Annotated in this window: 24 protein-coding genes, 1 tRNA gene, 1 other RNA gene and 1 riboswitch; of the genes, 21 read left to right on the top strand and 5 right to left on the bottom strand. The window is 68.6% G+C overall.

All coding sequences use genetic code 11. The features are described 5' to 3' along the window. Window positions 1–5 precede the first annotated feature (5 nt). The 3 genes from ACIRRA_RS06645 to ACIRRA_RS06635 all read right to left on the bottom strand — a co-directional run bounded on the left by ACIRRA_RS06645 (window position 6) and on the right by ACIRRA_RS06635 (window position 2,692). Window positions 6–779, bottom strand: a complete 774-nt coding sequence (locus ACIRRA_RS06645) for a DUF2637 domain-containing protein (protein ID WP_402764039.1) — start codon at window positions 777–779, stop codon at window positions 6–8. A gap of 675 nt (window positions 780–1,454) precedes the next feature. After that, window positions 1,455–1,540, bottom strand: a tRNA-Ser gene (locus ACIRRA_RS06640). A 54-nt stretch (window positions 1,541–1,594) separates the two neighbouring features. Then, entirely contained in the window at window positions 1,595–2,692 is a 1,098-nt protein-coding gene (locus ACIRRA_RS06635; RefSeq protein ID WP_402764036.1) for a hypothetical protein, read from the bottom strand. Window positions 2,693–2,791: 99 nt separating this feature from the next. Between ACIRRA_RS06635 and ffs the strand changes: the two genes are divergently transcribed. Together ffs and ACIRRA_RS06625 are read left to right on the top strand one after the other, a co-directional pair. Beyond that, window positions 2,792–2,886, top strand: an RNA gene (gene ffs / locus ACIRRA_RS06630) — signal recognition particle sRNA small type. A 140-nt stretch (window positions 2,887–3,026) separates the two neighbouring features. Further along, window positions 3,027–4,334, top strand: coding sequence for an aminotransferase class I/II-fold pyridoxal phosphate-dependent enzyme (locus ACIRRA_RS06625; protein WP_402764034.1), 1,308 nt, complete (start codon window positions 3,027–3,029; stop codon window positions 4,332–4,334). Between the two features lie 166 nt (window positions 4,335–4,500). Here ACIRRA_RS06625 and ACIRRA_RS06620 read toward each other — a convergent pair whose 3' ends face one another. After that, a complete protein-coding gene (locus ACIRRA_RS06620; protein ID WP_402764031.1) occupies window positions 4,501–5,355 on the bottom strand; it encodes a methyltransferase domain-containing protein in 855 nt (284 codons plus the stop codon). Between the two features lie 76 nt (window positions 5,356–5,431). Between ACIRRA_RS06620 and ACIRRA_RS06615 the strand changes: the two genes are divergently transcribed. The 19 genes from ACIRRA_RS06615 to ACIRRA_RS06525 all read left to right on the top strand — a co-directional run bounded on the left by ACIRRA_RS06615 (window position 5,432) and on the right by ACIRRA_RS06525 (window position 23,323). Continuing rightward, entirely contained in the window at window positions 5,432–6,010 is a 579-nt protein-coding gene (locus ACIRRA_RS06615; RefSeq protein WP_402764028.1) for an HhH-GPD-type base excision DNA repair protein, read from the top strand. Window positions 6,011–6,126: 116 nt separating this feature from the next. Further along, complete coding sequence (locus ACIRRA_RS06610) at window positions 6,127–6,822, top strand: hypothetical protein (RefSeq protein ID WP_402764025.1); 696 nt, start codon at window positions 6,127–6,129, stop codon at window positions 6,820–6,822. Window positions 6,823–6,978: 156 nt separating this feature from the next. Then, window positions 6,979–7,680, top strand: a complete 702-nt coding sequence (locus ACIRRA_RS06605) for a hypothetical protein (RefSeq protein ID WP_402764023.1) — start codon at window positions 6,979–6,981, stop codon at window positions 7,678–7,680. Between the two features lie 187 nt (window positions 7,681–7,867). Further along, window positions 7,868–8,569, top strand: a complete 702-nt coding sequence (locus ACIRRA_RS06600; protein ID WP_402764020.1) for a hypothetical protein — start codon at window positions 7,868–7,870, stop codon at window positions 8,567–8,569. A gap of 140 nt (window positions 8,570–8,709) precedes the next feature. After that, a complete protein-coding gene (locus ACIRRA_RS06595; RefSeq protein ID WP_402764017.1) occupies window positions 8,710–9,258 on the top strand; it encodes a flavin reductase family protein in 549 nt (182 codons plus the stop codon). A gap of 102 nt (window positions 9,259–9,360) precedes the next feature. Further along, window positions 9,361–9,453: riboswitch (SAM riboswitch) on the top strand. 8 nt (window positions 9,454–9,461) lie between these two features. Beyond that, window positions 9,462–10,358 carry an amino acid ABC transporter permease gene (locus tag ACIRRA_RS06590; RefSeq protein WP_402764014.1) on the top strand — a complete coding sequence of 299 codons (897 nt, stop codon included), beginning with the start codon at window positions 9,462–9,464 and terminating at the stop codon, window positions 10,356–10,358. Further along, the gene (locus ACIRRA_RS06585) at window positions 10,355–11,119 is read left to right on the top strand and encodes an amino acid ABC transporter ATP-binding protein (protein WP_402764011.1); all 765 of its coding nucleotides are present in this window, start codon (window positions 10,355–10,357) and stop codon (window positions 11,117–11,119) included. Before ACIRRA_RS06590 ends, ACIRRA_RS06585 begins: the two co-directional genes overlap by 4 nt. Window positions 11,120–11,147: 28 nt before the next feature. Further along, entirely contained in the window at window positions 11,148–12,125 is a 978-nt protein-coding gene (locus ACIRRA_RS06580) for an ABC transporter substrate-binding protein (RefSeq protein WP_402764009.1), read from the top strand. Continuing rightward, window positions 12,122–12,640, top strand: a complete 519-nt coding sequence (locus tag ACIRRA_RS06575; protein WP_402764006.1) for a GNAT family N-acetyltransferase — start codon at window positions 12,122–12,124, stop codon at window positions 12,638–12,640. The genes ACIRRA_RS06580 and ACIRRA_RS06575 overlap by 4 nt, the downstream gene beginning before the upstream one ends. After that, window positions 12,637–13,707, top strand: a complete 1,071-nt coding sequence (locus ACIRRA_RS06570; protein ID WP_402764003.1) for an LLM class flavin-dependent oxidoreductase — start codon at window positions 12,637–12,639, stop codon at window positions 13,705–13,707. Before ACIRRA_RS06575 ends, ACIRRA_RS06570 begins: the two co-directional genes overlap by 4 nt. After that, a complete protein-coding gene (locus ACIRRA_RS06565) occupies window positions 13,704–15,338 on the top strand; it encodes an ABC transporter substrate-binding protein (RefSeq protein WP_402764001.1) in 1,635 nt (544 codons plus the stop codon). Before ACIRRA_RS06570 ends, ACIRRA_RS06565 begins: the two co-directional genes overlap by 4 nt. 4 nt (window positions 15,339–15,342) lie before the next feature. Beyond that, window positions 15,343–16,302: an ABC transporter permease gene (locus ACIRRA_RS06560; protein WP_402763999.1), complete on the top strand. Its 960-nt coding sequence runs from the start codon at window positions 15,343–15,345 to the stop codon at window positions 16,300–16,302. Next, entirely contained in the window at window positions 16,295–16,456 is a 162-nt protein-coding gene (locus ACIRRA_RS06555; RefSeq protein WP_402763996.1) for a hypothetical protein, read from the top strand. Before ACIRRA_RS06560 ends, ACIRRA_RS06555 begins: the two co-directional genes overlap by 8 nt. Then, window positions 16,449–17,288 (top strand): ABC transporter permease, encoded by an 840-nt coding sequence (locus ACIRRA_RS06550; protein ID WP_402763993.1) that lies wholly within the window; start codon window positions 16,449–16,451, stop codon window positions 17,286–17,288. The genes ACIRRA_RS06555 and ACIRRA_RS06550 overlap by 8 nt, the downstream gene beginning before the upstream one ends. Then, window positions 17,285–18,910 carry a dipeptide ABC transporter ATP-binding protein gene (locus ACIRRA_RS06545; RefSeq protein ID WP_402763990.1) on the top strand — a complete coding sequence of 542 codons (1,626 nt, stop codon included), beginning with the start codon at window positions 17,285–17,287 and terminating at the stop codon, window positions 18,908–18,910. Before ACIRRA_RS06550 ends, ACIRRA_RS06545 begins: the two co-directional genes overlap by 4 nt. Further along, window positions 18,910–20,007, top strand: coding sequence for an LLM class flavin-dependent oxidoreductase (locus ACIRRA_RS06540; RefSeq protein ID WP_402763987.1), 1,098 nt, complete (start codon window positions 18,910–18,912; stop codon window positions 20,005–20,007). Before ACIRRA_RS06545 ends, ACIRRA_RS06540 begins: the two co-directional genes overlap by 1 nt. 9 nt (window positions 20,008–20,016) lie before the next feature. Next, a complete protein-coding gene (locus ACIRRA_RS06535) occupies window positions 20,017–21,381 on the top strand; it encodes an NtaA/DmoA family FMN-dependent monooxygenase (protein ID WP_402763984.1) in 1,365 nt (454 codons plus the stop codon). Further along, window positions 21,378–22,190 (top strand): DUF1684 domain-containing protein, encoded by an 813-nt coding sequence (locus ACIRRA_RS06530; protein ID WP_402763981.1) that lies wholly within the window; start codon window positions 21,378–21,380, stop codon window positions 22,188–22,190. Before ACIRRA_RS06535 ends, ACIRRA_RS06530 begins: the two co-directional genes overlap by 4 nt. Beyond that, window positions 22,187–23,323 carry an LLM class flavin-dependent oxidoreductase gene (locus ACIRRA_RS06525; protein ID WP_402763978.1) on the top strand — a complete coding sequence of 379 codons (1,137 nt, stop codon included), beginning with the start codon at window positions 22,187–22,189 and terminating at the stop codon, window positions 23,321–23,323. Before ACIRRA_RS06530 ends, ACIRRA_RS06525 begins: the two co-directional genes overlap by 4 nt. 185 nt (window positions 23,324–23,508) lie before the next feature. Here the strand turns inward: ACIRRA_RS06525 and ACIRRA_RS06520 are convergent, their stop codons facing one another. Beyond that, window positions 23,509–24,783: an ROK family protein gene (locus ACIRRA_RS06520; RefSeq protein ID WP_402763976.1), complete on the bottom strand. Its 1,275-nt coding sequence runs from the start codon at window positions 24,781–24,783 to the stop codon at window positions 23,509–23,511. Window positions 24,784–25,382: the final 599 nt, after the last annotated feature.

Raw genomic sequence — 25,382 nt, 5'->3', positions numbered from 1 at the left:
GGCCATTACATTTGCGCGGCGGTCGTCGAGACCTGGGGTCGTTCGACGCCGTCCGGCGAAGCTGACCTGTGCTGTGAGCCGACGCCGGCGGTCTGCCCTCGGGAATGCCCGGGCCCCATGGATTCGAGTGGGTAGAGCCGGGGCTGACGCACTGCAAAGGGTTCCGTGGAGCGCTCCAGATCCTGTGAGGCGGACGAGTCGGCTTCGAGCCGGGTGGCCTCGAGGTCGGCCTCGGGCTGGGTGGCCTCGAGGTCGGCCGCAAGCTCGGTGGCCTCGAGGTCGGCCGCAAGCTCGGCCGCGACCTGCTTGCCGCGTTGCCAGAGCATCAACGTGAGGTGCACCGCGAACAGCATTGTCAGCGGCATGCCTGCGTAAATGATCATGGCCACAGCGCCGCCACCGATCTCGTAGGCATACTGGACATTCCCGGCAATCGAGAGCAGGGTTGAAAGAACGAACAGCACGGTCGAATACCACCAGCCCGCGCTCCATTGCCGGAACGAAGCGGTGGCGATGATCGAACCGACCACCAGGCCGTCGATAGCGACCGGCACGTTCGAGGCAAGGTCGGGTGGCACCAGATTGCGTATCGAGAGCTGGTGCAGGGCGGCGAAAGACATTTGAAATGACTTGACTGCCACTACGCCCGCGACGATTAGCGAAGCATGCGCTAGCCGGGGTCTGAACGAACTCAGTCGTCCCATGAGTGCCGCTGCTCTGCGTAGCGGGGGCGCTTGCGCGTCGCCATCTGTGGGTCTCGCGGATGTGATCTCCATCATGGCGGCGAGGGTACTGTGCGCCCGGTCTCGGATGGCGCACCGCCTGATTTTCAGATTCGAGGCCATGTGCACGCGCGCAATAGAGTTCTTCGCAGTTAGCTAGTTGTTAACTCAAATCCCATGTGCTGCAACGCATCACGCCTGTCCGCACCGATCGAGGGGCGCAAGTACTCAACCGATAGGTGTTTCATGTCAATAATCCGTTTTGGTCGGTCATCTCGTTGTGCCCCAGGGCGTTTCCGGTAGCGAATCATGAATTGACTCGCGGCAAATGAAACCTCAGGTGGCCTGATCGGTGGCGACTGTGCGGGTGGTGGGCGTGGTCTCCGTTCTCCGCACGCTGCGTGTCCGGGGTGCCCGTGTGACCGTGAACGTGATGGCCCAGGCTGTGATCGCGACTACCGCCAATCCGGTGCCGCCGAGGATCAACCCTCGTGCGGGTGCCGGTGCGATCAGCGCCGGTTGCGACCATCGGTGCGCCGGCGGTCGCCCAGGCCGGACAGAACTGCGACAGGAACGCCGCCGGCCGGATCCCGCTGTTGCGCAGAGGCCTGTGGCCAAGGCCCGCGCCGACGCGCCTGCCACGCCGGCGGCTGCCGGATACAGCAGTGCCACCATCGACACGGGATATGCGGAAGGCCCCGGCCGGACTGGGTCCGGCCGGGGCCTTCGAAGCGGAGGATAGGGGATTTGAACCCCTGAGGGCTGTTAACCCAACCCGCGTTCCAGGCGAGCGCCATAGGCCACTAGGCGAATCCTCCGCCGAGCAATATACCGGGTGCCCCCCTGGTGGAAGCAAATGCCGTGGTCGGCGGCTACTTCTTCTTCAGATTGCCGAGGGCCTTCTGGGCCTGGTCCTTGCAGACCTGGGCGATCTCGTCCTTGCTGACGTCCTGGCCCTTGGCCATGCGCAGCCGGATGTTGACCTTGACCGAGGCGTTGTCGTCCTTGACCGCGACCGTGTAGTCGGTGGTGGTCCAGTAGGTCCAGTCGTCGACCTTGGCCGACCAGTAGCCCGCCTCACCGATGCCGTTCACGTCGCCGGCGGTGCGGCCGCTGCCGGTGGTGCCCGTGTCGGACGTCTTCCAGGTGTCGTATTCGGGCCGGTTGTAGGCGGTCGATGAGCCGCTCAGGAAGGACACGTCGAGGGTGAGGTCGGCGGTGTTGGTGGTGTACTTGTCGGTCTTGCTGGCCTCTTCATTGCCGGCGCGGCATTCGAAGCGCCCGCCCGAGTAGTCGGTGGGCTTGGTCTCGGAGTGCTCGGGGGCGCCCTTGGAGGTGGGCACCCACTTGCTGAGCACCGAGGTGTCGATCACATTGCAGCCGTTGGTGACACCGTCCATCGTGTACTTGCCGGCGTTCTTCTTCTTGTCGTCGCTCAGCGGCGAGGGGCCGTCGCCGCCGGAGAGGGCGACCGCGCCGATGATGACGCCGACGATCACCACCAGGCCGATGACACCGCCGACGATCCAGCCGGTCTTGTTGCCGCCCGAGCGGGGCGGCTGTGCCGGGTAGCCGTAGGCGGGCGCGATCGGCGGGGTCGGAGGCGGCGGGGTGTACTGCTGCTGCGGGAAGCCGCTGGACATCGGCTGCTGCGCATAGCCCCCGGAGGCCGCCTGCGGCGGGTAGCCGCCCGACACGGCCTGCTGCGGGTAGCCGCCCGACAACGGCTGCTGCGAGAATCCACCCGACACCGCCGGGTAGCCGCCGGAGGGCTGGCCGGTCGAAAGCGGCTGGGCGGGCGGCGTGTACGGCGGCATGCCGGCGGCGTTGTAGTTGAGCATGGTCGGGTCCGCGCCCTGGACCGGTTGGCCGGCGTCGGTTCCGGTGGGCGGGGTGGCCCACCACTGCGCGGTCTCCTGGGCTTTCGCCGGGTCGTGCGGCCCACCCGATCCTGGATCGGAACTCGTCATCTCGTCTTTCCCCTCCGGAATTTCGCGGGGGACCCCGCTTATCGCAGGCATCGTATCGACCCCGTGCCGCACGGGGCGCGGTGAGCCGCTACACTGGCCGACGGATCCAGCGCGGCGCGCATCCTGTGAACTCCCCCAGGGCCGGAAGGCAGCAAGGGTCAACGGGCTCTGCCGGGTGCGCTGGGTCCCCTTTCATTTTCGGGGCCCGGTCGCCTGGCGGCGGAACTGTATATATCCCTGCCGAATCGGAGCGGCTTCCTAGTAACGTGGTCGGTTGGGTTCGCGGTGCGCGCAACCCTGGACAAACATCCCACGCCATTGGAAAGGCTGTCAGATGCCTCGGCAGACGCAATTCGGTTTGATGAGCCATGCGGAACTCGTGACGGAACACGAGACGCAGACCGCGAACTACGCGAAGCTCAAGACCGAGAAGCTGACGCTGGACATTACGAGGGGAAAGCCCTCGCCCGAGCAGCTGGACCTTTCGCAGGAACTCCTCGAGCTGCCGGGCACCGCCGACTACCGCGACGCCAACGGCACCGATGTGCGCAATTACGGTGGCCTGCACGGCCTGCCGGAGCTGCGCGCCATCTTCGCTGAGCTGCTCGGCATTCCGGTGTCGAACCTGCTCGCCGGCAACAACGCCAGCCTGGAGATCATGCACGACCTGCTGGTGTTCTCGATGCTGCACGGCACCGCGGATTCGGTGCGCCGCTGGGCGGACGAGCCGGTGCTCAAGTTCCTGTGCCCGGTGCCGGGTTACGACCGGCACTTCGCCATCACCGAGTCGCTGGGCTTCGAGATGATCCCGATCCCGATGAAGGGTGACGGCCCGGACACCCACCTGATCGCGGAGCTGGCGGCGTCGGACCCCAGCATCAAGGGTCTGTGGGCGGTGCCGAACTACTCCAACCCGACCGGCGTCACCTTCTCCGAAGCCGTTACCCGCGAACTGGTTTCGATGCCGACGGCCGCGCCGGACTTCCGCCTGTTCTGGGACAACGCCTACGCGGTGCACCCGCTCACCGACACCGCGGAGCCGGTGCTGGACGTGCTGGGCCTGGCCGAGGCGGCAGGGCACCCGAACCGCCCGTTCGTGCTGGCCTCCACCTCGAAGATCACCTTCGCGGGTGCGGGCGTGAGCTTCTTCGGCTCGTCGACCGCCAACCTGGAGTGGTACCTGAAGCACCTGGGCAAGAAGACCATCGGCCCGGACAAGGTGAACCAGCTGCGGCACCTGCGCTTCTTCGGGGACGCCGAGGGCGTGCGGGCGCACATGCAGAAGCACCGCGCCATCCTGGAGCCGAAATTCAAGCTGGTGCTGCGGATCCTGGAGGACCGGCTGGGCGCCTCGAAGGTGGCGTCCTGGACCGAGCCCAAGGGCGGCTACTTCATCAGCCTGGACGTGCTGGAGGGCACCGCGAGCAAGGTGGTGGCGCTGGCCAAGGACGCGGGCATCGCGCTGACCCCCGCCGGATCGTCCTATCCGTACGGAAAGGACCCGGAGGACAAGAACATTCGCATCGCGCCCAGCTTCCCGTCCGAGGGTGAGCTGGAGAAGGCGATGGACGGCCTGGCCACGTGTGTACTGCTGGCCGCGTCCGACAAACTCATGAACTCCCCCGCCTCCCCGAGCCTTTAGCGGGCGGCTCGGGTGCCGTGATCGGTTGGCAACCCGTGCCGGCGGTTGGGCGCCACTACCATTTCGGGGGTCCCCGGCGAGTTACCCTCGCGCCCCGAAATCAGTTGTTGCGAAGCATTTTCTCGCCTTGGGCGCGCACCGAATCGGTGCGCGCCCAAGAGGTTTCTCAGTGCGGCTTGTGGGCCAGCACCGCGAAGATGGTCACCGACAGGTGGATGTCGCCGCTGGCGGCACCGGCCTCGAGGTCGGCGAGCAGCTGGTCGCGCTGGCGCTCTGTAATCGCGCTGCGTGCGACGGCCCGGTCCGCCACACGGGCCACGAGCGCGCCCGCGCCGATGCGGCCGTCCTGCACCAACGCGTGCGAGCCGATGTCGTCGACGACCAGCCCGGCCTTGGTGAGCTGACCCGCCAGCCGGCGGCCCGCGTAGGGATTGGTGGTGCCCGCGATCATGGTCTCGATGACCTCGTGCACGACGTGCCGGTCGCCGGGATGCACGATGGCTGTGCCCCAGTCGCTGTCCATGACCACCACGCGCCCGCCGGGGCGCAGCACCCGGGCGATCTCCCCGGCGGCCCGGGCGGGTGAGGTGAGGTGCTGGAAGACGCGCTCGCACAGTGCCACGTCGAAGCTCTCGCTGCCGACGGGCAGACCGTAGGCGTCACCGCTGATGAATTTGGCGGCGGATCCGGCCTGGGCGGCGCGGCGTTCGGCGGCGCTCAGCAGGTGCGGGTCGGGTTCGACGCCGAGCGCGGTGCCGGTGGGGCCGACCAGGTCGGCGAAGGTCAGTACCTCCGACCCGGAACCGGACCCGATGTCGACGGCGCTCTCGCCGGTCCGGGGGGCCAGGGCCTCGTGGGCCCAGGCGCGCAGGCTCCGGATGCCCGGCAGCGCTGCCTGTAGATCGTGAACGTCGACGAGCTGGTCTTGTCCATCGCGGTCGAAACGGTCCGGTCGCAGTCCGGACTCAGCGGCAGGGTGCGCCGCGGCTCGCACTGAAGAATTAGCCATGGTGTCGGGCATGGCCGAAGCCTAGTCCTTCGGCGGGCGCAGCGTGACCCGCGTCACCGCGACCCGGAATGAATGGGATGATCGATGCATGGTGAGCCGCACGCTGTGTATTGCGCAGGAATCCGATGCCGACGAGCTGCTTTCGACCGATGATTTCGCCCTGTTGGTCGGAATGATGCTGGATCAGCAGTTTCCGATGGAGCACGCATTCCGCGGCCCGTGGAAACTCGCCGATCGCATGGGCGGGTTCGATGTCCACAAGATCGCCGCCGCCGATCCCGAGGAATTCGAGGAGCTGGCCGCGACCCCGCCGGCCATCCACCGCTACGGCCGGTCCATGGGCCGGCGCGTGCAGGAGCTGGCTCGATTCATTGTGGAGAACTATGACGGCACGACCGCGGCGCTGTGGACCGAGGGTGATCCGGATGGCAAGGAAATCCTGAAGCGGCTGAAGAAGCTGCCGGGTTTCGGAGATCAGAAGGCCCGGATCTTCCTGGCGCTCCTGGGTAAACAGGGCGGTCTGACCGCCAAGGGTTGGCGCGAGGCCGCGGGCGCGTACGGTGAGGACGGTTCCCGCCGCTCGGTCGCCGATGTCACCGACGCCGAATCCCTCACGCAGGTACGGGAATTCAAGAAACAGGCGAAGGCAGCCGCCAAGGCAAAGTAACTCGGTCCGGTTCACTCGGATCGAATCAAGCTGGTTTTTAACCTCCAGAAAGCTTGGAGGTTGCTTGATGCTTGCCGCCGACAGTTCAGTTCGCGGCAGTGGGAAGCAGTACCAGAATGAAGATGAGGAAATTCGCCGGGATCGCGGCATTGACGATCGCAGCGACGGGCGTGACGGCCGGAACCGCGTACGCCGGTCCTGCCTCGGCCGACGCCGATGTCATCAATTACACCAACCAGGCCACCGACACCGGTGCGATCATCCGGACCGACGCTGGTTCGCTGGTGATCGAGGACGGCGCGCTGAAGATCAAAGCGGCCGATGGAACCACCGTAGCGGGCACGGAATTGAAGTTCCGTGTCGACGAATTCGAGTTCCCGATCGCGGCCGAGATCAAGGACCGCAGTGCCACGCTGACCCCGCAGTTCGACGAGGCGCACGCGGCGTACAAGCCGGTCGCGCTTCCGTACGAGGATCAGGCCCCGTGGAAGACTCAGTACGACCGTGAGCAGGCCGCGTGGAACCGGCTGCGCGACACCATCAGCCTCGGCGCAGCCGTCGGCACACTGGTCGGTGGTCTGGGCGGCGCCGCGCTCGGCTGCGTCATCGGTGGCGTCGTCTTCGCCGCGGCGACGGCTCCGCTGGCCACCATGTTCGGTGTCGGCCCGGTGGCGGGTTGCCTCGTCGGTGCTTCCACCGTCGGCTTCCTGGGCACCATCGCCGGTCAGGTGTTCGTGACCGCTCCGGTCGCGATTGCCGCTGCGGTGCAATACTTCACGACTATCAATCAGCCTTTCACGCCTGCCAAGTAGGCAGTTTCAGCAACCGCTGGGCAAAGGTTCATCGTCTTGGAACCGCCATGCCACATTGCGTTCGACCAGGCTGGATTCGATCACTGCGTCCCGGGGGTACACCTGACACTGTCCCCTGGGGCGCATCTGATCGTCTGAAGAGGAATTCCCGAATACATGCGTCTCAAGAAATTCGCAGCGAGCTCCGCACTGGTTATCGCTGCCCTGGGCATCACCGTCGGTACCGTCAACGCCGCCCCGGCCGCGTCCGACAACGGCGCGATCAACTACACCGCCACCACCTCCGAGACCAACAGCGTCATCCGCACCGACGCCGGCTCCCTTGTTGTCGAGAACGGCATCTTCGAGATCAAGGCCGCCAACGGCACCGTCGTGGCGGGTATGCCGTTGTCGTTCCGGGTGGATGACTTCGAGTTCCCGATCGCCGCGGAGATCTCGGACCGCACCGCGACCCTGACCCCGCAGTACGACATGGACCATGCGGTCTACAAGCCGGTCGCTCTGCCCTACGAGGACCAGGCCCCGTGGAAGTCGGACTACGACCGTGAGCTGGCTGCCTGGAACCGTATGAAGGACACCATCTCCCTCGGCGCTACCGTCGCGGCCGTGGTCGGTGGTATCGGTGCCGCCGCGGTCGGTTGCGCCATCGGTGGTGTCGTCTTCGCCGCTGCGACGGCTCCGCTGGCCACCATGTTCGGTGCCGGCCCGCTGGCCGGCTGCCTGATCGGCGCCAGCACCATCGGCTTCCTAGGCACCATCGCGGGCCAGCTGTTCATCACCGCTCCGGTGGCCATCGCCGCGGCGATTCAGTACTTCACCACCATCAACCAGCCGCACATCGCTACCCCGGCGAAGTAAGAGCGAGGGACTCTATAGGCATCAGCAACCACCTCATCAGGACAGCCCGTTCGGCCATATGGCCGAACGGGCTGTCCATTTCAACTGTTCACCGGCTCAGCACCACGGATACATACTTCGTTCGGGTCGGCCCGTTTCGATCATGCGGTCCATTCCTGCGGACTGCCCGATGAGGAAACGAAAAGAAATGTGCTTCAAGAATTTCGCCGCTACCGCGGCATTGGTGGCCGCCACCCTGGGCGTCACCGCCGGGACCGTGAACGCCGCTCCGGCTGCCGATGACAACGGCGCCATCAACTACGCCGTCACCCGGACCGACACCAGCAGCATCTTGCACACCGATGGCGGCTCGCTGGTCGTGGAGAACGGCAACCTGAAGCTCGAGGCAGCCAACGGCACCGTCGTGGCCGGTATGCCGCTGTCGTTCCGGGTGGACGACTTTGAGTTCCCGATCGCCGCGCAGATCAGTGACCCCCACACCGCCACCATTACCCCGCAGTACGACATGGATCACGCGGTCTACAAGCCGATCAACCTGCCCTACGAGGACCAGGCCCCGTGGAAGTCGGACTACGACCGTGAGCAGGCCGCCTGGAACCGCATGAAAGACACCATCGCCACCGGTGCCACCATCGGCACTGTGGTCGGTGGTATCGGTGGCGCGGCTCTCGGCTGCGTCATCGGTGGTGTCGTCTTCGCCGCTGCGACCGCTCCGCTGGCCACCATGTTCGGCGCCGGCCCGGTGGCCGGCTGCCTGATCGGCGCCAGCACCGTGGGCTTCCTGGGCACCCTGGCCGGCCAGGTCTTCGTGACCGCGCCGGTCGCCATTGCCGCCGCCTACAACTACTTCGTCACCATCAACCAGCCGCACATCGAGGCGCCGAAGTAACAATCGCGAGGATCTCGACCCCGTCCGGTGCCTGCCGGGCGGGGTTTCGCATTGTCCCGCAATAGGATCGCGGCCGCCGACTTGCAATCGAGGTGAATGCAATCCTGTCGCGGCGCGTGCGCCGGTGCTGGAGTGGGGTAATGGGCGAGCTGACCTCGATTCACGGCGCGGCCGACGCGCTCACTCCGGTCGACGGGACCGATCTGCGGCGGACCTTTTCGCACTTCCCCAGCGGGGTGGTGGCCGTGTGCGCACGCATTGGCGGGACACCGTATGGCCTGGTGGCGAGCACCTTCGTGCCGGTCTCCCTGGACCCGCCGCTGGTGTCGATCTGCATTCAGTATTCGTCGGAGACCTGGCCGCGGTTGCAGCAGGCGAGCCGTTTGGGCCTGAGCCTGCTCAGCAGCGAGCAGGAGCCGGCGGCGCGTGGGCTGAGCTCGCGGCGCGGGGACCGCTTCCGCAATGTCGACCTGCATGCCGGGAACGGGAACGCGGCGTTCGTCGCCGGGGCCACGGCGTGGCTGGAAACGTCGGTGCACGAGCAGGTTCCGGCCGGTGATCACGCGGTGGTATTGCTGCGGGTGCACCGGCTCGGCACCCACCCCGATTCCGAGCCGCTGGTCTTCCACCGCAGCGGTTTCCGCGCCCTCTACGACCCGGCCCCGGAGCGCGACGAGGCCGCGGGCTGATCTCCCCGTTTCCACCGGAATTCAGGAAAATGGCTGTCATGCAATTGAATTCACGTTGATCCTGATCGGCGACATACGCAGCCGGAATTCGTAGTGTCGTCTACACCATCCAGAGCGATCGAGAGACCCGGCTCGAAGACATCGCAGCAACCCCCGCGCACGTGGTGCGGGTGCTTCCGCCGGGACCGATGGAGGACGAATCCATGAGTACGCTGGCGGCGCCCACACAGACGGAGCCCGAAGCCGAACACCACGACGGGGATCTGCCGGTCGTCCGCGCCCGACACCCGTGGCGCTGGGTCACCGCGGCGATCGCACTGGTACTGGTCGCGCAGTTCGGGCACGGGCTGATCACCAATCCGGGCTGGGACTGGGGAACCTTCGCGCAATATGTCACCGCGAAGTCGGTGTTGTCGGCTTTGAAGGTGACGCTGGAGCTGACCTTCTGGGGCACCCTGCTGGGCTTCTTCCTCGGTGTCTGGCTGGCTGTGGGCCGGTTGTCGAAGAACCCGGTGCTGCAGGCGATCTCGTGGACCTATGTCTGGGCTTTCCGCTCGATCCCGCTGATCGTGCAGCTGCTGTTCTGGTTCAATCTGGCCTACCTGTACAAGTCGCTGTCGCTGGGCATTCCGTTCGGGCCGGAGTTCGCGCGGTTCCAGACCAATGGCGTGATCAGCGGATTCACCGCGGCCGTCATCGGTTTGGCGCTGCATCAGGCCGCGTATTCGGCGGAGATCATCCGGGCCGGGATCATCTCGGTGGACGAGGGTCAGTGGGAGGCGGCCCGGTCGCTGGGCCTGCCGTGGCGTCGGCAGTTCTTCACGATTGTCGCGCCCCAGGCTATGCGCGGAATTCTCCCGAACGCCGCCAATGAGGTGATCAGCCTTTTCAAGGGCACCTCGATCGTGTCGACCATGGCGATTGCCGAGCTGTTCTATCAGGTGCAGGTCATCTATGGCCGCAATGGCCGGGTGGTGCCGCTGCTCATGGTGGCCACGGTCTGGTACATCCTGCTGACCAGCGTGCTGAGCGTCATCCAGTTCTATATCGAGCGGCATTTCTCGAAGGGGCGTCGTTCGAAGGCCGGTGATCGTCGGTGACCGAGTTCGCGATCGAATTGCGCGGCATCCGAAAGTCATTCGGCCGCAATGAAGTGCTCTCCGGTATCGACTTGGCGGTACGTCCCGGCGAGGTGACGGTGATCCTGGGCCCGTCGGGTTCGGGCAAGTCGACGCTGCTGCGCACCATCAACCATCTCGAGCAGGTGGACGGCGGCACCGTGCGGGTCGGCGGCGAGCTGGTCGGCTACCGGCGCAGGGGCGGCAAGCTGCACGAGTTGCACGAGCGCGAGATTCTGCGGCAGCGGGCGCGCATCGGATTCGTGTTCCAGAACTTCAATCTCTTTCCGCATCTGACGGTTCGGGAGAATGTGGCGCTCGCGCCGGTGGCCGCGCAGCGCCGCGCCAAGGCCGAGGTGAACGCCGAGGCGCTGGAGCTGCTGGCGCGGGTCGGACTGGCGGACAAGGCGGACGAGTATCCGAGCCGGTTGTCGGGTGGGCAGCAGCAGCGCGTGGCCATTGCGCGGGCGCTGGCCCTGCGGCCGGAGGTGGTGCTGTTCGACGAGCCCACCTCCGCGCTGGATCCCGAGCTGGTCGGTGAAGTCCTCGATGTCATCAAGGATCTGGCGCGCGGCGGTTCGACCTTGGTGATCGTCACCCACGAGATCGGTTTCGCCCGCGAGGTCGCCGACACCGTGGTGCTGATGGACGCCGGCCGCATCGTCGAGCATGGTCCGCCCGCGCGGGTGCTGGACAACCCTTCGCACCCACGCACCAAAGCCTTTCTCGCGCACGTCCTCTGACGTGTTCTCACCAGGTAAGGAAAAGCCCATGTCTCTGGCGAGCCGTCGCAGACGGATCAGCGCCTTGATCGCCGTCACCCTGCTGAGTCTGTTGGTGGGCGGCTGTGGCAAGGGTGATGGCGGCGTCAGCGACACGCGCAGCGTGAACGGCCTGACGTACGACCTGTCACCGGAGCAGAAGGGGCGCATTCACGCCGACAAGGTGGATTCGATTGCCGCGCAGGTCCCGCAGGCCATTCGCGACCGCGGCACGCTGGTGGTGACCGGCACCATCGGCGCGACCCCGCCGCTGGGCTTCTACGCCACCGACGATCGCACCGTCATCGGTTCCGAAGTGGATGTCGCGGAGCTGATCGCCGACATTCTCGGTCTGAAGGTGGACCGCCGGAACGGGGACTGGGCGCAGAACTTCGTGAAGATCGACTCCGGCGAGGCCGACCTGTTCGTCAGCAATGCCACGGTCACCGAGGAGCGCAAGGAGAAGTACGACTTCGCCACCTACCGCAAGGACAATATCGCCCTGGAGGTGCCCAAGGATTCGACCTGGACCTATCAGGATCGGAAATCGCTGGCGGGCAAGAAGATCGGCGTCGCCTCCGGCACCAATCAGGAGCAGCTGCTGGTCGCCTGGAACGACCGGAACGTGGCCGAGGGCCTGCCCGGGCTGGAGCTCGCCTACTACCAGCAGCCCGCCGACTACTACCTGGCGCTGTCCTCCGGCCGCATCGACGGTTACGTGGGGCCCAACCCGTCGGCGCAGTACCACGCGTCGACGACCGGCAACAAGGTCCTAACCACCTGGTCCGGCGCGGGCGACGCGCTGCAGGCCGAGATCGCGGCGCTGACGCGCAAGGACAACGGGCTGGTCGGGCCCGTGCAGCAGGCCATCCAGTACGCCATCGACCACGGCACCTACAAGCAGGTACTGGACCGGTGGGGCCTGGGCGGCGAAGCCGTGTCGCAGGCGCGGATCAATCCGCCCGGACTACCCAAGAAGAAGGGATGAGCGTGTCGCGCACCGTATTCCACGTCGCACAGCACGATCCGCTGGCCGCGCCGCTGCTGGCGGAGCTGGCCATCGAATACAGCAGCCGCTACGGCCGCACCCCGGGTGAGGTGCACGCGGATCTGACCGGCTATTCGGCCAGTCATTTCGCGCCGCCGCACGGCGATCTGCTGATCGTGGTGGAGGACGGCGAACCGGTGGCGGGCGGCGCCTTCCAGCGCCTCGACGCGGAAACCGCGGAGCTGAAACGGATCTGGACGTCGAGCGCGCACCGCCGCCGGGGGCTGGGCCGGTTCGTGCTCGAGCAGCTGGAGGCCGAGATCGCCCGGCGCGGCTACCGGCGCATCTACCTGACCACCGGACCGCGTCAGCCGGAGGCCGTGGCGCTGTACACGGCCGCGGGCTACACCGCGCTGCCGCGCGACATCGTGAAGGAGGTCGGACACGTGCACCCGTTCGAGAAGTACGTCCCCGCCGGCGAGCGCTCCCGCGACACCGAGGCGGTCCCGGCATGAAATTCCTGCTCTTGACCCTGATTACACACACCCCGGACCCGGTGACCGGCACCGTCGAGACGCCCCGGCGGCGGTTGCGCCGCGTGATCGACAGCGCCCGGCTGGCCGAGGACCTCGGCTACGACGGTTTCGCGGTGGGGGAGCGGCACGAGGATCCGTTCATCTCCGCCGCCCCGCCGGTGGTGCTGAGCCATATCGCCGCGGTCACCTCGCGCCTGGCCCTGTTCACCGGTGTCACCACGCTGAGCCTGCTGGATCCGGTGCGTGCGTTCGAGGACTACTCCACCTTGGACAATCTCTCCGACGGGCGCCTGGAACTGATCATCGGCAAGGGCAATGGCGCGGCGCAGGCCAAGCTGTTCCACGTCACCACCGATGACCAGTGGGATCGCAATCGCGAGGGCTACGAGCTGTTCCGCAAGCTCTGGGACAGCGACAACGTCACCTGGTCCGGCCGCTTCCGGCCGGCACTGACCGAGGCCAAGGCGCTGCCCCGGCCACTGCAGCCGCGCCTGCGCATCTGGCACGGCAGCGCGACCAGCCGGGAATCTGCGGATTACGCGGCGCTCCACGGGGATCCGCTGTTCTCGGCGAATGTCACCTATCCGATCGAGCCGTATGCCGAACTGGTGGACCACTACCGGGAACGCTGGGCGGCCTATGGGCACGATCCGGCCGACGCGCTGGTGGGCGCGGGTACGGCGGGCTTTCTGGTGACCCGGACCTCGCAGCAGGCCGTGGACCTGTATCGCCCGGTCTTCGAGGCTCGTCAGGCCGTGGCCCGGAAGTTCGGCGTACCCATCGTCTTCGAGACGGCGGAGGATTTCGTCGAACGCTCCTCGGCGCTCATCGGCAGCCCGGAGCAGGTACTGGACAAGGTGAGCCGCTACCACGAGCGGTTCGGGCACGAGGTGATCCACCTGAGCGCCGACGCCGACGGCCGCACCGAGGCCCAGCATCGCGAGAGCCTCGAGCTGTTCCAGGCCGAGGTCGCATCCGAACTGCGCCAACGCATTCCGAGCCGCCCGCTGGGCGGCGATCGCTACCCGTCCGGAGACCCCGCATGAATCACCCCTTCACCGCCCGCGCGGTCCGTCCCCTGGCGCTCGCGGGCGCGCTGGCCGCCACTTTCGCGCTGACCGCGTGCGGTGGTAGCGGAACCACTGGCGGCAACGGCGAGCCGACGGGCCCGCCGCGGCCGGGCGGCACCCTGCGCTACGGTCTGTCGCTGGCTCCGACCTGCTCGGATCCCGCACAGTCCGCCACGAATCAGACCATCTACGTGACCCGCCAGATCGTGGACTCGCTGGTCGATCAGGACCCGGAATCCGGTGCACTGAAGCCGTGGCTGGCCGACACCTGGACTGTCTCATCGGACGCCAGGTCGTTCACCTTCCACCTGAAGGACGGCATCACCTTCAGCGACGGCACCCCGCTCACCGCGGACTCGGTGCGCAAGAACTTCGATTCGATCGTCGCGCTCGGCGGGGCCAAGGCGCCCCTGGCCGCGAGCTACCTGGCCGGATACACCGGCAGCACGGTGGTGGATCCGCGCACGGTGCGGGTGGACTTCGCGGCGCCGAATGCCCAGTTCCTGCAGGCGACGTCGACGCCGCAGCTGGGGATCCAGTCCGACGCCACGGTCGCCAGGCCTGCCGACGACCGTTGCCTGGGCGCGAATATCGGCAGCGGCCCGTTCACCTACGCGGAATGGAAGCAGAACGCCTCGGCCACGCTGGCCAAGCGCGCCGGATATGCCTGGGGTTCGGCGGTTTTCGCCACCGAGGGTGAGGCGTACCTGGACAAGATCGTGTTCACCGTGGTCCCGGAGTCAGGGGTCCGCACCGGCAGTCTCGCCTCCGGTCAGCTCGATGCCATCAGTGACGCGCTGCCGCAGGATGTTTCGCAGATCGAGGCGGGTGGCGGGCGGGTGCAATTCACCGCGAATCCGGGCGTGCCGTTCGGCCTCCAGGTGAATGTGACCCGCGGACCGCTGCGGGACCCGGCGGTGCGGGCGGCGCTGTTGCCCGCCCTCGACCGCAAGGAATTGGTGGACACCGTGCTGGGCCCGCAGTTCAAGCCGGCCACCAGCGTGCTCGCCTCGAAAACCCCGGGCTATGTGGATCTTTCATCACGCGTGAAGTACGACCCGGACGCGGCGAAGAAGCTCCTCGACCAGGCGGGCTGGGTGCCCGGCGCGGACGGGATCCGGGTCAAGGACGGGCAGCGGCTGGCCGCGGGTGTCATCTTCGCCCCGGTCTTCGCGGGTAACCAGGCCATCCTCGAACTGACCCAGCAGCAATTGAAGGCGGTCGGATTCGATCTCCGCCTGGAGCCGCTGTCGGTGGCGGAATCGAATGTGCGCCAGAACAACAAGGACTTCGACTTCGACTATTACAACTCGACCCGTGCCGACGGCGACATCCTGCGCACCACCTTCGCGGTGGACCAGCGCAACCTGAACGCCCGCGGCCCGGCCGAGCCGCTGGACTCCCTGCTCTCGCAGCAGCTGTCGGCCACCGACCCGGCCGCGCGGGCCCGCATCATCGGCGACGCCCAGTCGGCGGTGCTGGATCAGGGCCTGTGGATTCCGACCATCGAACTGTCCCAGGCCATCGGCGTGGGCAAGGGCGTGGCCGGGGTGAAGTTCGAGGCGTCGGCCCGGTTGCAGTTCCACGACACCTGGCTGCAGCGGTAATCCCATGGGCCGCTATGTGATCGGACGGGTTCTCCAGGCAACAGGCGTGCTGTGGGCGGCGTTCACGCTGTCGTTCGTGGTGCTCTATCTGCTGCCGGGAGATCCGGTGGACATGGCCGCCAACGCCGCCACCGGCACCCCCGTGGACGCGGCGGCCGTCGCCGAGATGCGGGCCAGATACGGCCTGGACCAGCCGCTCTGGACGCAGTACTGGACGGCGCTCATCCACGCGGTGCACGGCGATCTGGGGCATTCGATCTTCAGCGGCCAGACCGTCACCGGCGCGCTGGCCGACGCGCTGCCCCCGACGCTGGCCCTGGCCGCACTCGGCCTGCTGCTGGCGTTGCTCGGCGGCACCGGGCTCGCCCTGGCCGCCGCCTATACCGAGCGGCCGTGGCTGCGCGGCCTGCTCACCGCACTGCCGCCGATCGGGGCGTCCATGCCCGGATTCTGGGTGGGATTGCTGCTGCTGCAGCTGTTCTCGTTCCGGCTGCGGCTGGTGCCCGCGATCGGCGGGACCGGCTTCAGCGGCACCATTCTGCCCGCGGTCACCCTCGCCATTCCGGTGGGCGCGGTGATCGCCCAGGTGCTCTACGGCAGTCTGATCGCCACCTGGCGGCAGCCGTTCGTGGCCGTCGCCTTCGCCAAGGGCGCCTCCCGCTGGTGGGTGCAGTTGCGCCACGTGCTGCGGCCCGCCGCGACCCCCGCGCTCACGGTGGCGGGTCTGTGGGTCGGCCAAGTGCTGGCGGGCTCGGTCGTCACCGAGACCGTGTTCTCCCGGCCGGGACTGGGCCGGCTCACCCAGGAATCGGTGCTGAACCAGGACATTCCGGTGGTGCAGGGCATCGTCGTGTTCGCCGCGCTGGTCTTCGTCACGGTCAACCTCCTCATCGATCTCGCCTATCCACTGTTGGATCCCCGTGTGGCGCACCGGGATACCCGCAAGGAGCGCGCCCATGTCTGATCTCCTGCCCGCTCACCTGATCCGGAACCTGCGCGAACACCTGCGCGTCCCCTCCGGCCCGCGCTCCCGGCTGCGAGTCATCACGCTGACCCACCCGCTCCTGGACCCGGGCATCGCGTACTGGGTCGGAGAAGAGGAGGAGTCCGATGCGTGAGGACCTGGTGTTGCGGCCGGCACCCGCGGCATGGGTGCGGGGGAATCTCGGGCTCTTGGCGGCGAGTGCCGTGGTAATCCTGGTGCTGGCGTGGGCGGTCGCGCCGGCGGTATTCGCCGGAAGCGATCCCCTGCGCGGCGTCCCGGTGCAGAAGCTGCGCGGGCCCAGCGCGGAGCACTGGTTCGGGACCGACAATCTCGGACGGGACCTGTACGCACGCGTGGTGCACGGAACCGGACTCTCGGTGAGCGCAACCGTGTTCGCGGTGCTGCTCGGGCTGGTCGCGGGCTCGCTGCTGGGGTTGGTGGCGGGCGCGGCGGGCGGCGCGGTGGATACCGCGATCATGCGGGTGGTCGACGTGTTGCTGTCCATTCCGGATCTGCTGGTCGCGCTCGCCATGATCACCGTGCTGGGGCTGGGCACCCGCAATGTGGCCATCGCCGTGGGTGTTTCGCTTATCGCTCGGTTCGCGCGGGTGATGCGGGGCGAGGTGCTGCGGGTGCGGCGCGCCCCGTATGTGGAGGCGGCCTTCGCCTCCGGGGTGCGATGGCACACGGTGCTGTTCCGTCACGTGCTGCGCAATGCCTACGGTCCGGTGGCGGCGCTGGCGGCGGTCGACTTCGGGGTCGCGGTGCTGTTCGTGGCCTCGCTGAGCTTCCTCGGCTACGGCGCGGTGCCGCCGACGCCGGAATGGGGATCGCTGGTCTCCGACGGCCGCGGCTTCCTGGCCACCGCGTGGTGGCTGACGACCATGCCCGGGCTGGTGATCGTCGTGCTGGTGCTGTCCACCCAGCGCATTGCCCGCGCACTGCAGAAGGACGGTGCCCGATGACCGATCTGCTGTTGAGCATTGAGGGGCTGCAGGTCGAATATCGCGGCAGTACCGGGACGACGGCTGCCGTACGCGGTGTCTCGCTGGAGGTACGGCGCGGTGAGACGGTCGCGCTGGTGGGCGAATCCGGGTCGGGCAAGTCGACTCTCGCGCACGCGGTGATCGGGCTGTTGAACGGCGGCCGGATCACGGCGGGTGCGATCGGTTTCGCCGGGGAGCGCCTCGAACACGCCTCGCAGCGGGCGCTGCAACGGATCCGGGGTGCGCGCATCGGCCTGGTCCCGCAGGACCCGGGCACCTCGCTGAATCCGGTGCTGCGCATCGGCGATCAGGTGGGGGAGGTGCTGCGCATTCACGGCCGGGCGGATCGTCGCACCGCCCGGATCGAGGCTGTGCGAATTCTGGAGCAGGCCGGGCTGGATCGGCCGGACGTGCGGGCCGGGCAGTATCCCCAGGACCTGTCCGGTGGCCAGCGCCAGCGGGTGCTGATCGGCATCGCGCTGGCCTGCGGCCCGGACCTGGTGATCGCCGATGAGCCGACCAGCGCCCTCGACGTCACCGTGCAGCGCCGCATCCTCGACCACCTCGCGCAGCGCACTGCGGAATCCGGTACGGCGGTCCTGCTCATCACCCACGACCTCGCGGTGGCCGCCGAGCGCGCGGACCGCATCGCGGTCATGCAGAACGGACTGATCGTCGAAACGGGCACGGCGGCAGAGGTACTGGGCAATCCTCAGCACGAATACACGAAGCGGTTGATCGCCGCCGCCCCGACGCTCGACCGGGATCAGCATCCGCGCCCGGCCCGCGAGCACGGGGCGCCGTTGGTGTCGGCGACCGGGCTGCGCAAATCCTTTCGTGTCACCGGGGATTTCACGGTCACCGCGGTCGACGACGTCGCCTTGGAGATCAATCGTGGCGAAACCCTGGCGGTGGTCGGCGAATCCGGTTCGGGCAAGTCCACCACCGCCCGCATCATTGCCCGGCTGGCCGAACCGGACGCGGGCACCGTCACCTTCGACGGGCAGGACATCACCGCGTTGAAGGGGGCCGGGCTGCGTGCGCTCCGCCGCCGCGTCCAGGTCGTCTATCAGAACCCATACGTGTCCCTGAACCCCAAGCTGAGCATCGGCACGATCGTGTCGGAACCCTTGCAGGCGTTCGGAATCGGCGATCGCCGGTCCCGCCGCGCGACGGCCGCCGAACTCCTGGACCAGGTCGCGCTGCCTGGCGCCTACCTGGATCGCCGACCTGCCGAACTCTCCGGCGGCCAGCGGCAGCGCGTCGCCATCGCCCGCGCGCTGGCCCTGCGCCCGGACCTGCTCGTCCTCGACGAACCGGTATCGGCCCTGGACGTCTCGGTGCAGGCCCAGATCCTGGATCTGCTCGAACGGCTGCAAACCGACCTGGACCTGGCCTACCTGTTCATCTCCCATGACCTGGCCGTGGTCCGCCGCCTGGCCGACCGCGTGGCCGTCATGCGCCCGGGCCGTGTGGTCGAAACCGCCACCACGGCCGAGCTTTTCGGCAATCCGCAGCAGGACTACACCCGTGAGCTGCTCGCGGCCGTCCCCCGGGCGACCCCGCCCGATGTCCCCCTTCCGCTCGAAAGGACAGCCTGATGCCGCACCTCACTCCGCTGCTGCTGGGCCTGGAACTGTCCGGCACCGGCGTGCACCCGGCCTCCTGGCGGCGCGCCGACTCCCGCGCCGAGGACCTCTTCGATGCCCGCTACTGGGTGGGCGCGCTGCGGGCCGCCGAGGACGCGGGCTTCGATCTCGCGTTCCTGCCCGATGGATTCACCGTGCAACCGGCGGGTGCGATCGGTCGCCTGGACGCCGTGGCGGTGGCCGCGCGCGCCGCCGCGCAGACCCGGCGCATCGGCCTCGTCCCGCAGGCGTCGGTCACCCACACCGAGCCCTTCCACCTCTCCAAAGCCATTGCCAGCCTGGACTTCGCCACGAAGGGCCGGGCGGGCTGGGAGGTCACGGTCCCGGAGGGGGAGGCGGCCCTGTTCGGACGCAAGCCGGAGCAGGACGACCGCTCCCGCTGGCGGGAGGCGGACGAGGCCGTCGAGGTGGTGTCGCGGCTGTGGGACAGCTGGGAGGACGACGCCGAGATTCGCGACACGTCCACCGGCCGCTTCATCGACCGCGACAAACTGCACTACATCGACTTCGCCGGCGAGCACTTCTCGGTGAAGGGCCCGTCCATCACCCCGCGTCCGCCGCAGGGGCAGCCGCCGGTGGCGGTGCGCGCCGCCGATCCGCACAGCACCCGGGTGGCCGTGCACCGCGCCGACCTGATCCGCATTGCCGCACCGGATCTCGCGACCGCCGCCGCCACCCGCGCCGAACTGCGCTCCGCGGTCGCCGCCGCCGGGCGCGACCCCAACCGGGTCCGGGTGCTGCTCGATCTCGACATCCATCTGGCGGACACCGTGGACGCGGCCACCGCCGACGTCGCCCAGCTGGAGGAGTGGACCTCCACCCCCGCCCCGGCGACGGTGTTCCACATCGGCACCACCTCGGAACTCCGCGACCTGCTGCGCAGCGTCGAAAGCGACTGCGCGGCAGACGGTGTGGTGCTGCGCCCGCTGGCGCTGGCCGCCGCCGTGCCGCACCTGCCCACTCTCACCCCGTCCCTGCGCGAGCGACTGGGCCTGCCGCGTCCGGCCGGCCGCTACGCCGGTGGCGCACACGTCACCGCTCACGCCTGAGGAGTCACCATGCCGGATCGGCGGATACGCAAGCAGATTCACCTGGCCGCCCACTTCCCGGGCGTCAACCAGCACACCGTCTGGACCGACCCGGACTCGGGCAGCCAGATCGACTTCGACTCCTTCGTGCACCTGGCGCGCACCGCCGAGCACGGGCTGTTCGACTTCTTCTTCCTGGCCGAGGGCCTGCGCCTGCGCGAACACCGCGACCGCATCCACGACCTGGACGTGGTGGGCCGCCCCGACACCTTCACGGTGCTCAATGCGCTGGCAGCGGTCACCGACCGGCTCGGGCTGGCCGGGACCATCAACACCACGTTCAACGAACCCTTCGAGCTGGCAAAGCAATTCGGGACGCTGGACCACCTGTCCGGCGGCCGCGCCGCCTGGAACGCGGTGACCTCCTCGGATGCCTTCACCGGCGAGAACTTCCGGCGCGGCGGATATCTGGAGCACGTCAAGCGCTACACCCGCGCGCACGAGGTGGTCGACGCCACCCGCGCGCTGTGGGACAGCTGGCCCGCCGACGCCCTCGTGATCGACCGGGAGCGCGGGGTTTTCGCCCGGCCGGTGCCGGAGGTCCACTTCAGCAGCGATCAGTTCGAGATCGACGGCCGGTTCGTGCTGCCACGCAGTCCGCAGGGTCGTCCGGTGCAGATCCAGGCCGGCGACTCCGACGAGGGCCGCGAATTCGCCGCCGCCAAGGCCGATGTCATCTTCAGCGCGCACGGCGAGCTCGAGGACGGGCAGCGGTTCTACCGGGATGTGAAGGACCGGCTCGCCAAGTACGGTCGCGGTCGCGACGATCTGAAGATCCTGCCCGCGGCCGGGTTCGTGCTCGGCGACACCGCGGCCGAGGCGGCCGAACGGGCCAGCCATATCCGCCGGCAGCAGGTGACGCCGCAGACCGCCATCGCCTTCCTCGAACAGGTCTGGGGCCGTGACCTTTCCGCCTACGATCCGGACGGACCGCTGCCGGATGTCGATCCGGCCGAGGATGTGAACATCACCCGCGGCAGGCTCCGGCACGCCCGCGATCCGCGCGCCGTCGCCGAGGCGTGGCGGGCCAGGGCCGAGGCCGAGAAGCTCTCCATTCGCGAGCTCATCATCGCCACCACCGCCCGCCAGCAGTTCGTGGGCACGCCCCGGCAGGTGGCGGCCGAGATCGACCACTACGTCCAGTCCGATGCCGCCGACGGTTTCGTGCTGGTCCCGCATCTCACACCGACCGGTCTCGACGAGTTCGTCGAGAAGGTCGTCCCGGAACTGCAGTCCCTGGGCAGCTTCCGCACCGAGTACACCGGCGCGACCCTGCGTGACCACCTGGGCCTGCGCCACCCCCATCACGGCACCGAAGGAGTCCGCGCCTCATGACCGCCACCGCCACCGAATTCGACCAGCAGTGGGCCACGTTCCGCGCCGAACGCGCCGCCTGGGCCCGCCAACCGCTGGGCTGGCTCAGCCTGACCGGCCTGCACTGGCTCGGGGAACACTACGAGACCGTCGACGGCCTGCCCGGCCGCTGGCGCGCGGACGGCGAGAACGTCCATGTGACAGTCGAATCCGAGGAGGCCGGGCAGTTGCTGCTGAACGGCGCGGCACTCGCTGGTTCGGCGGTGCTCACCCCGGGCGAGGGCGCACCGGGCCTCGAGGTCCACACCGGTGACCGTGTCATCGAGGTGATCCGCCGGACCGGACAGTTCGCGCTGCGCGTCCACGATCCCGCGTCGCCGACCCTGGCGGCCTTCACCGAGATCCCGGTCTACCCGCCGGATCCGGCCTGGGTCGTGACCGGCCGTTTCGAACCCTTCGAGGTGGCCCGCGTGGTCACCACGGGCGCGGTGGTCGAGGGCCTCGAACACCACCACACCGCCACCGGAACCGTGACCGTCGAATTGGACGGCGAGCAGCGGCAGCTCATCGTCTTCGGCAACCAGACGGCCGGCCTGCACGTACTCTTCACCGACGCCACCAGCGGCGTCACCACCTACGGCGGCGCCCGGCGGCTGGACCTGTCCCGGCCCGCCGCCGACGGCACCGTGCTCCTCGACTTCAACCGCGCGGTCAATCTGCCCTGCGCGTTCACCGACTACGCCACCTGCCCGGTCGCCCCGGCCGGGAACCGGCTGCCGCTGGCCGTCGAAGCGGGCGAACAGGATCCGCGGAAGGAGCACACCGCATGACCATTCCGCTATCAGTCCTGGATCTGGCGCCGATCAGCGCGGGCTCCACACCGCAGCAGGCGGTGCGCAACAGCATCGACCTGGCCCGGCAGGCCGAGCGGCTCGGCTACCACCGGTTCTGGGTCGCCGAGCATCACTTCGTGAAGGTGGCCGGCGCCGCGCCGGCGACCCTCATCGGATTGATCGCCGCCGCAACCGAATCCATTCGCGTCGGGTCGGCGGCCGTGCAGCTCGGGCACCACACCTCGATCTCGGTGGTCGAGGCCTTCGGCACCATCGATGCCCTCTACCCGGGCCGCCTGGATCTGGGGCTGGGACGCTCCGGTCACCGTGGGGACCAGGTGCGGTCGGCGGGTGTGCCTCCGGTGCCCACGCCGGATCGCCCCACCGAGGTCCGCGACGGCGTGGTCATCCCGCCCCCGTTCTTCCCCGGCCAGCTGCTCGACTTCTCCAGGGTGCGAGCGGGTTTGGGCGCGCTGCATTTGCCGGGCGCGCGACCGCTGCCCTACACCGAACAGATCCCGGAGATTCTCGCGCTGCTCGATGGCACCTACGTCACGCCCGACGGCGTCGACCTGCACGCCGTCCCCGGTGAGGGCGCCGACGTGCAGCCCTGGCTGTTCGGCAGCAGCGGCGGTGAAAGTGCCCAGCTGGCAGGGCGATTGGGCCTGCCGTTCGCGGCGAACTATCACGTCTCGCCGGGCACCGTCGTGGAGACGGTCGAGGCCTACCGCGCGGCCTTCCGCCCGTCCGCCCGCTTCCCGCGCCCGTACCTGGTGGTCTCCGCCGATGTGGTGGTCGCCGCGGACGACGCCACCGCTCAGCACCTGGCCGCCACCTACGGCCACTGGGTCTACAGCATTCGCAGCGGTGCGGGCGCGGCGGAATACCTCGATCCCGACACCGCTCCGCCACTGTCCGATCAGCAGCGACGCCTCGTCGACGACCGGCTCACCACCCAGTTCGTCGGCTCCCCGGTTACCGTCGCCGAACGCCTGCGCGCATTGCAGCGGCTCACGGGCGCGGATGAAATCCTGGTCACCAGTGTCACTTTCGACTACGAGGACCGGGTGAACTCCCACCGCCTGCTGGCTCGCGAGTGGGGGCTGTCCCCACAGGTGCGCGCCGCCTGAGACCACCGCCGCCCGCCCGGAAGGGGACTCCGGGGCGGGCGGCGGGGAAACCCGCAGCGCGCGCAAGGGCCTCGCGTGCGTGCGGGACCGGGGGTCGGGCCGGACCGTGGACCGTCCGGTCCGACCCCCTTCGGCCACAAAGAAATCCCCGCCGGACGCACCGGCGGGGATTCCGTCGTATCGGGTTAGCGGGCCCGGGTGGCCCGGCGCATGGCCGACAACGGATCGGCGTAGAACACGCTCACCGAGGTCACCGCCGCCGCGAATTCCTGCACCCGACCGCCGAATCGGCTGATCCGCAGATCCGCCGCCGGCAGGGTGGTCGACTCCGCGAAGGCCTTGGCGACCCGCTCCATGCCGGGCCGCCAGCCGGTGAACGCCTGACCGCCCAGCACCACCCGGTCCGGATTGAACATGTCGCGGACCAGAGCCGCGGTGCGGCCCAGGATTTCGGCCCGCTCGATGAGCAGGTCGCGGGCGGCGGCATTGCCCGAGTCCGCGGCCCGGTACAGATCGGTGATCGCCGGGCGGCGCGGGGCCTCCGGCTTGGGCAGCACGCCCTTGCGTACCGCGCGCTCCAGCAGAGCGCGCTCACCGATGGCGGCCTCCAGGCAGCCGCGACGGCCGCAGGTGCAATCCACCTCCGACCCGGTCGGCAGGTGCGCGATCGAGCCCGGGCCGTTGGCGGGCGTGTGCACCCGATCGTGCAATGTCACTGCCACACCGGCGGTTTCGCGGGCGTAGACGAACAGGCTGCTGCCCGGTCGCGCCTCCTCGCCCGGCTCGCGCGGGGTGAGCAACAGCTCCGCCGCGGCCATCGCCTCGACGTGCGCGGATACCGAGACCGGCAGATCCAGTACGCTGCTGAAGACCGCCGCTACCGGCGCGGCCTGCCAGCCCAGGCGGGGATGGTCCACCACGCCCGCGGCAGGATCCACCCGCCCGGCCAGCGCCACGCCGGTCCACAGCGGCCGCCGCCGCGGCAGCCGGTCCAGGAACGCCTTGGCGCTGCGGGCCACTATGGTCAGCGCCGCGTCCTGACCCGTTTGGGGCGTGGCGATTTCGAGCCCGCCCAGAATGCGGCCGGACAGGTCCGCGGCCACGATGCGGGTGACGGTGAAGCCGATGTGCACACCCAGCGTCACGTACGTGTCGGTGTCGACCTCGAACGGCACCCGCGGACGGCCCACCGCGCCGGAGGCGGTCAGATCGGCGCGCTCCCGCAGCAGTCCGGCCGAAAGCAGCGCGGACACTTGGCGATTCACGGTGGCGATGCTCAGGCCCGTGGCCTGCGCGGCGATATCGCGAAAGATGGGTCCGCGGGTGGCGGCGCGCAGCACGGCGGCCGCCGGATTGTCGGTGATGCGCAGCTCCGGCGGCACCGCCGGGCGGGCCGGAGCCAGCCGTGCGGTCGCGGCGGAGACGGCGGTATGGGGACGTTCGAGCGTGGGGCTGGACATTTTTCGCAATCCTTGCTGCGGTCCCGCCTGCCGACAGGGGGACGAATGCCTACATGGAGGAATCAGCGGTGCAGCGAGGAACCCGGATCCGGGTGAGCGGTGACGTTCGAACGATCCGGGTCAGAACTCGGCTGCGCGACGGCAGGGACAACACAGTTCCCGTTGCCGCGGCAGCCGAACGCCCAGCGCGATGGTCACGTAGGTGACCCGCGGCGCGGAGAGAGGGCGACTGGCAGACATAGGATCAAAGTATCATTCCGATCACGACGAACGGAAGGCGTGCGTGTCCGTCCCGGCAGCCCGGGGCCTGTCGGGCCGCCTCGGCTGCAAACCCTCCGAACAACCTCCACTGTGGCCGAATCTTTTGTACCGGTTGATATTTCACGCCATCGGCCCGGCCGGGCACAGTCGCGTGAAAATGTGGTGCACGCCACGGCGCCGTCCCGCATCTCGAGAAAACGGGCCTGTCCCGACCCACTCCGGACCCGGGTCCGGTGCACACATTCCGCTCACCGTGATTCCAAGTCCCCTACCCCGGGTCACGGTGGCGCAATAGCTCGAATCACCGCCATTTCGGCAGGCCGCGCGCCCGGCCGGGC

Origin of the sequence: Nocardia sp. NPDC101769 (genome assembly GCF_044766925.1) — a bacterium.
In the GTDB taxonomy this organism is placed as follows: domain Bacteria; phylum Actinomycetota; class Actinomycetes; order Mycobacteriales; family Mycobacteriaceae; genus Nocardia.
Note: the sequence above shows the minus strand (reverse complement) of the source record. Positions and strands in the feature narration are given on the sequence as shown.

Bases quoted from the DNA above. Each gene is read 5' to 3' on its own strand.
- ACIRRA_RS06620 (WP_402764031.1), bottom strand. From the start codon at position 5,355: ATGCCCGACACCATGGCTAATTCTTCAGTGCGAGCCGCGGCGCACCCT.
- ACIRRA_RS06555 (WP_402763996.1), top strand. From the start codon at position 16,295: ATGTCTGATCTCCTGCCCGCTCACCTGATCCGGAACCTGCGCGAACAC.
- ACIRRA_RS06535 (WP_402763984.1), top strand. From the start codon at position 20,017: ATGCCGGATCGGCGGATACGCAAGCAGATTCACCTGGCCGCCCACTTC.
- ACIRRA_RS06600 (WP_402764020.1), top strand. From the start codon at position 7,868: ATGTGCTTCAAGAATTTCGCCGCTACCGCGGCATTGGTGGCCGCCACC.
- ACIRRA_RS06530 (WP_402763981.1), top strand. From the start codon at position 21,378: ATGACCGCCACCGCCACCGAATTCGACCAGCAGTGGGCCACGTTCCGC.
- ACIRRA_RS06540 (WP_402763987.1), top strand. From the start codon at position 18,910: ATGCCGCACCTCACTCCGCTGCTGCTGGGCCTGGAACTGTCCGGCACC.
- ACIRRA_RS06610 (WP_402764025.1), top strand. From the start codon at position 6,127: ATGAAGATGAGGAAATTCGCCGGGATCGCGGCATTGACGATCGCAGCG.
- ACIRRA_RS06580 (WP_402764009.1), top strand. From the start codon at position 11,148: ATGTCTCTGGCGAGCCGTCGCAGACGGATCAGCGCCTTGATCGCCGTC.
- ACIRRA_RS06550 (WP_402763993.1), top strand. From the start codon at position 16,449: ATGCGTGAGGACCTGGTGTTGCGGCCGGCACCCGCGGCATGGGTGCGG.
- ACIRRA_RS06635 (WP_402764036.1), bottom strand. From the start codon at position 2,692: ATGACGAGTTCCGATCCAGGATCGGGTGGGCCGCACGACCCGGCGAAA.
- ACIRRA_RS06605 (WP_402764023.1), top strand. From the start codon at position 6,979: ATGCGTCTCAAGAAATTCGCAGCGAGCTCCGCACTGGTTATCGCTGCC.
- ACIRRA_RS06545 (WP_402763990.1), top strand. From the start codon at position 17,285: ATGACCGATCTGCTGTTGAGCATTGAGGGGCTGCAGGTCGAATATCGC.
- ACIRRA_RS06590 (WP_402764014.1), top strand. From the start codon at position 9,462: ATGAGTACGCTGGCGGCGCCCACACAGACGGAGCCCGAAGCCGAACAC.
- ACIRRA_RS06595 (WP_402764017.1), top strand. From the start codon at position 8,710: ATGGGCGAGCTGACCTCGATTCACGGCGCGGCCGACGCGCTCACTCCG.
- ACIRRA_RS06645 (WP_402764039.1), bottom strand. From the start codon at position 779: ATGATGGAGATCACATCCGCGAGACCCACAGATGGCGACGCGCAAGCG.
- ACIRRA_RS06525 (WP_402763978.1), top strand. From the start codon at position 22,187: ATGACCATTCCGCTATCAGTCCTGGATCTGGCGCCGATCAGCGCGGGC.
- ACIRRA_RS06625 (WP_402764034.1), top strand. From the start codon at position 3,027: ATGCCTCGGCAGACGCAATTCGGTTTGATGAGCCATGCGGAACTCGTG.
- ACIRRA_RS06520 (WP_402763976.1), bottom strand. From the start codon at position 24,783: ATGTCCAGCCCCACGCTCGAACGTCCCCATACCGCCGTCTCCGCCGCG.
- ACIRRA_RS06565 (WP_402764001.1), top strand. From the start codon at position 13,704: ATGAATCACCCCTTCACCGCCCGCGCGGTCCGTCCCCTGGCGCTCGCG.
- ACIRRA_RS06615 (WP_402764028.1), top strand. From the start codon at position 5,432: ATGGTGAGCCGCACGCTGTGTATTGCGCAGGAATCCGATGCCGACGAG.
- ACIRRA_RS06560 (WP_402763999.1), top strand. From the start codon at position 15,343: ATGGGCCGCTATGTGATCGGACGGGTTCTCCAGGCAACAGGCGTGCTG.
- ACIRRA_RS06575 (WP_402764006.1), top strand. From the start codon at position 12,122: ATGAGCGTGTCGCGCACCGTATTCCACGTCGCACAGCACGATCCGCTG.
- ACIRRA_RS06570 (WP_402764003.1), top strand. From the start codon at position 12,637: ATGAAATTCCTGCTCTTGACCCTGATTACACACACCCCGGACCCGGTG.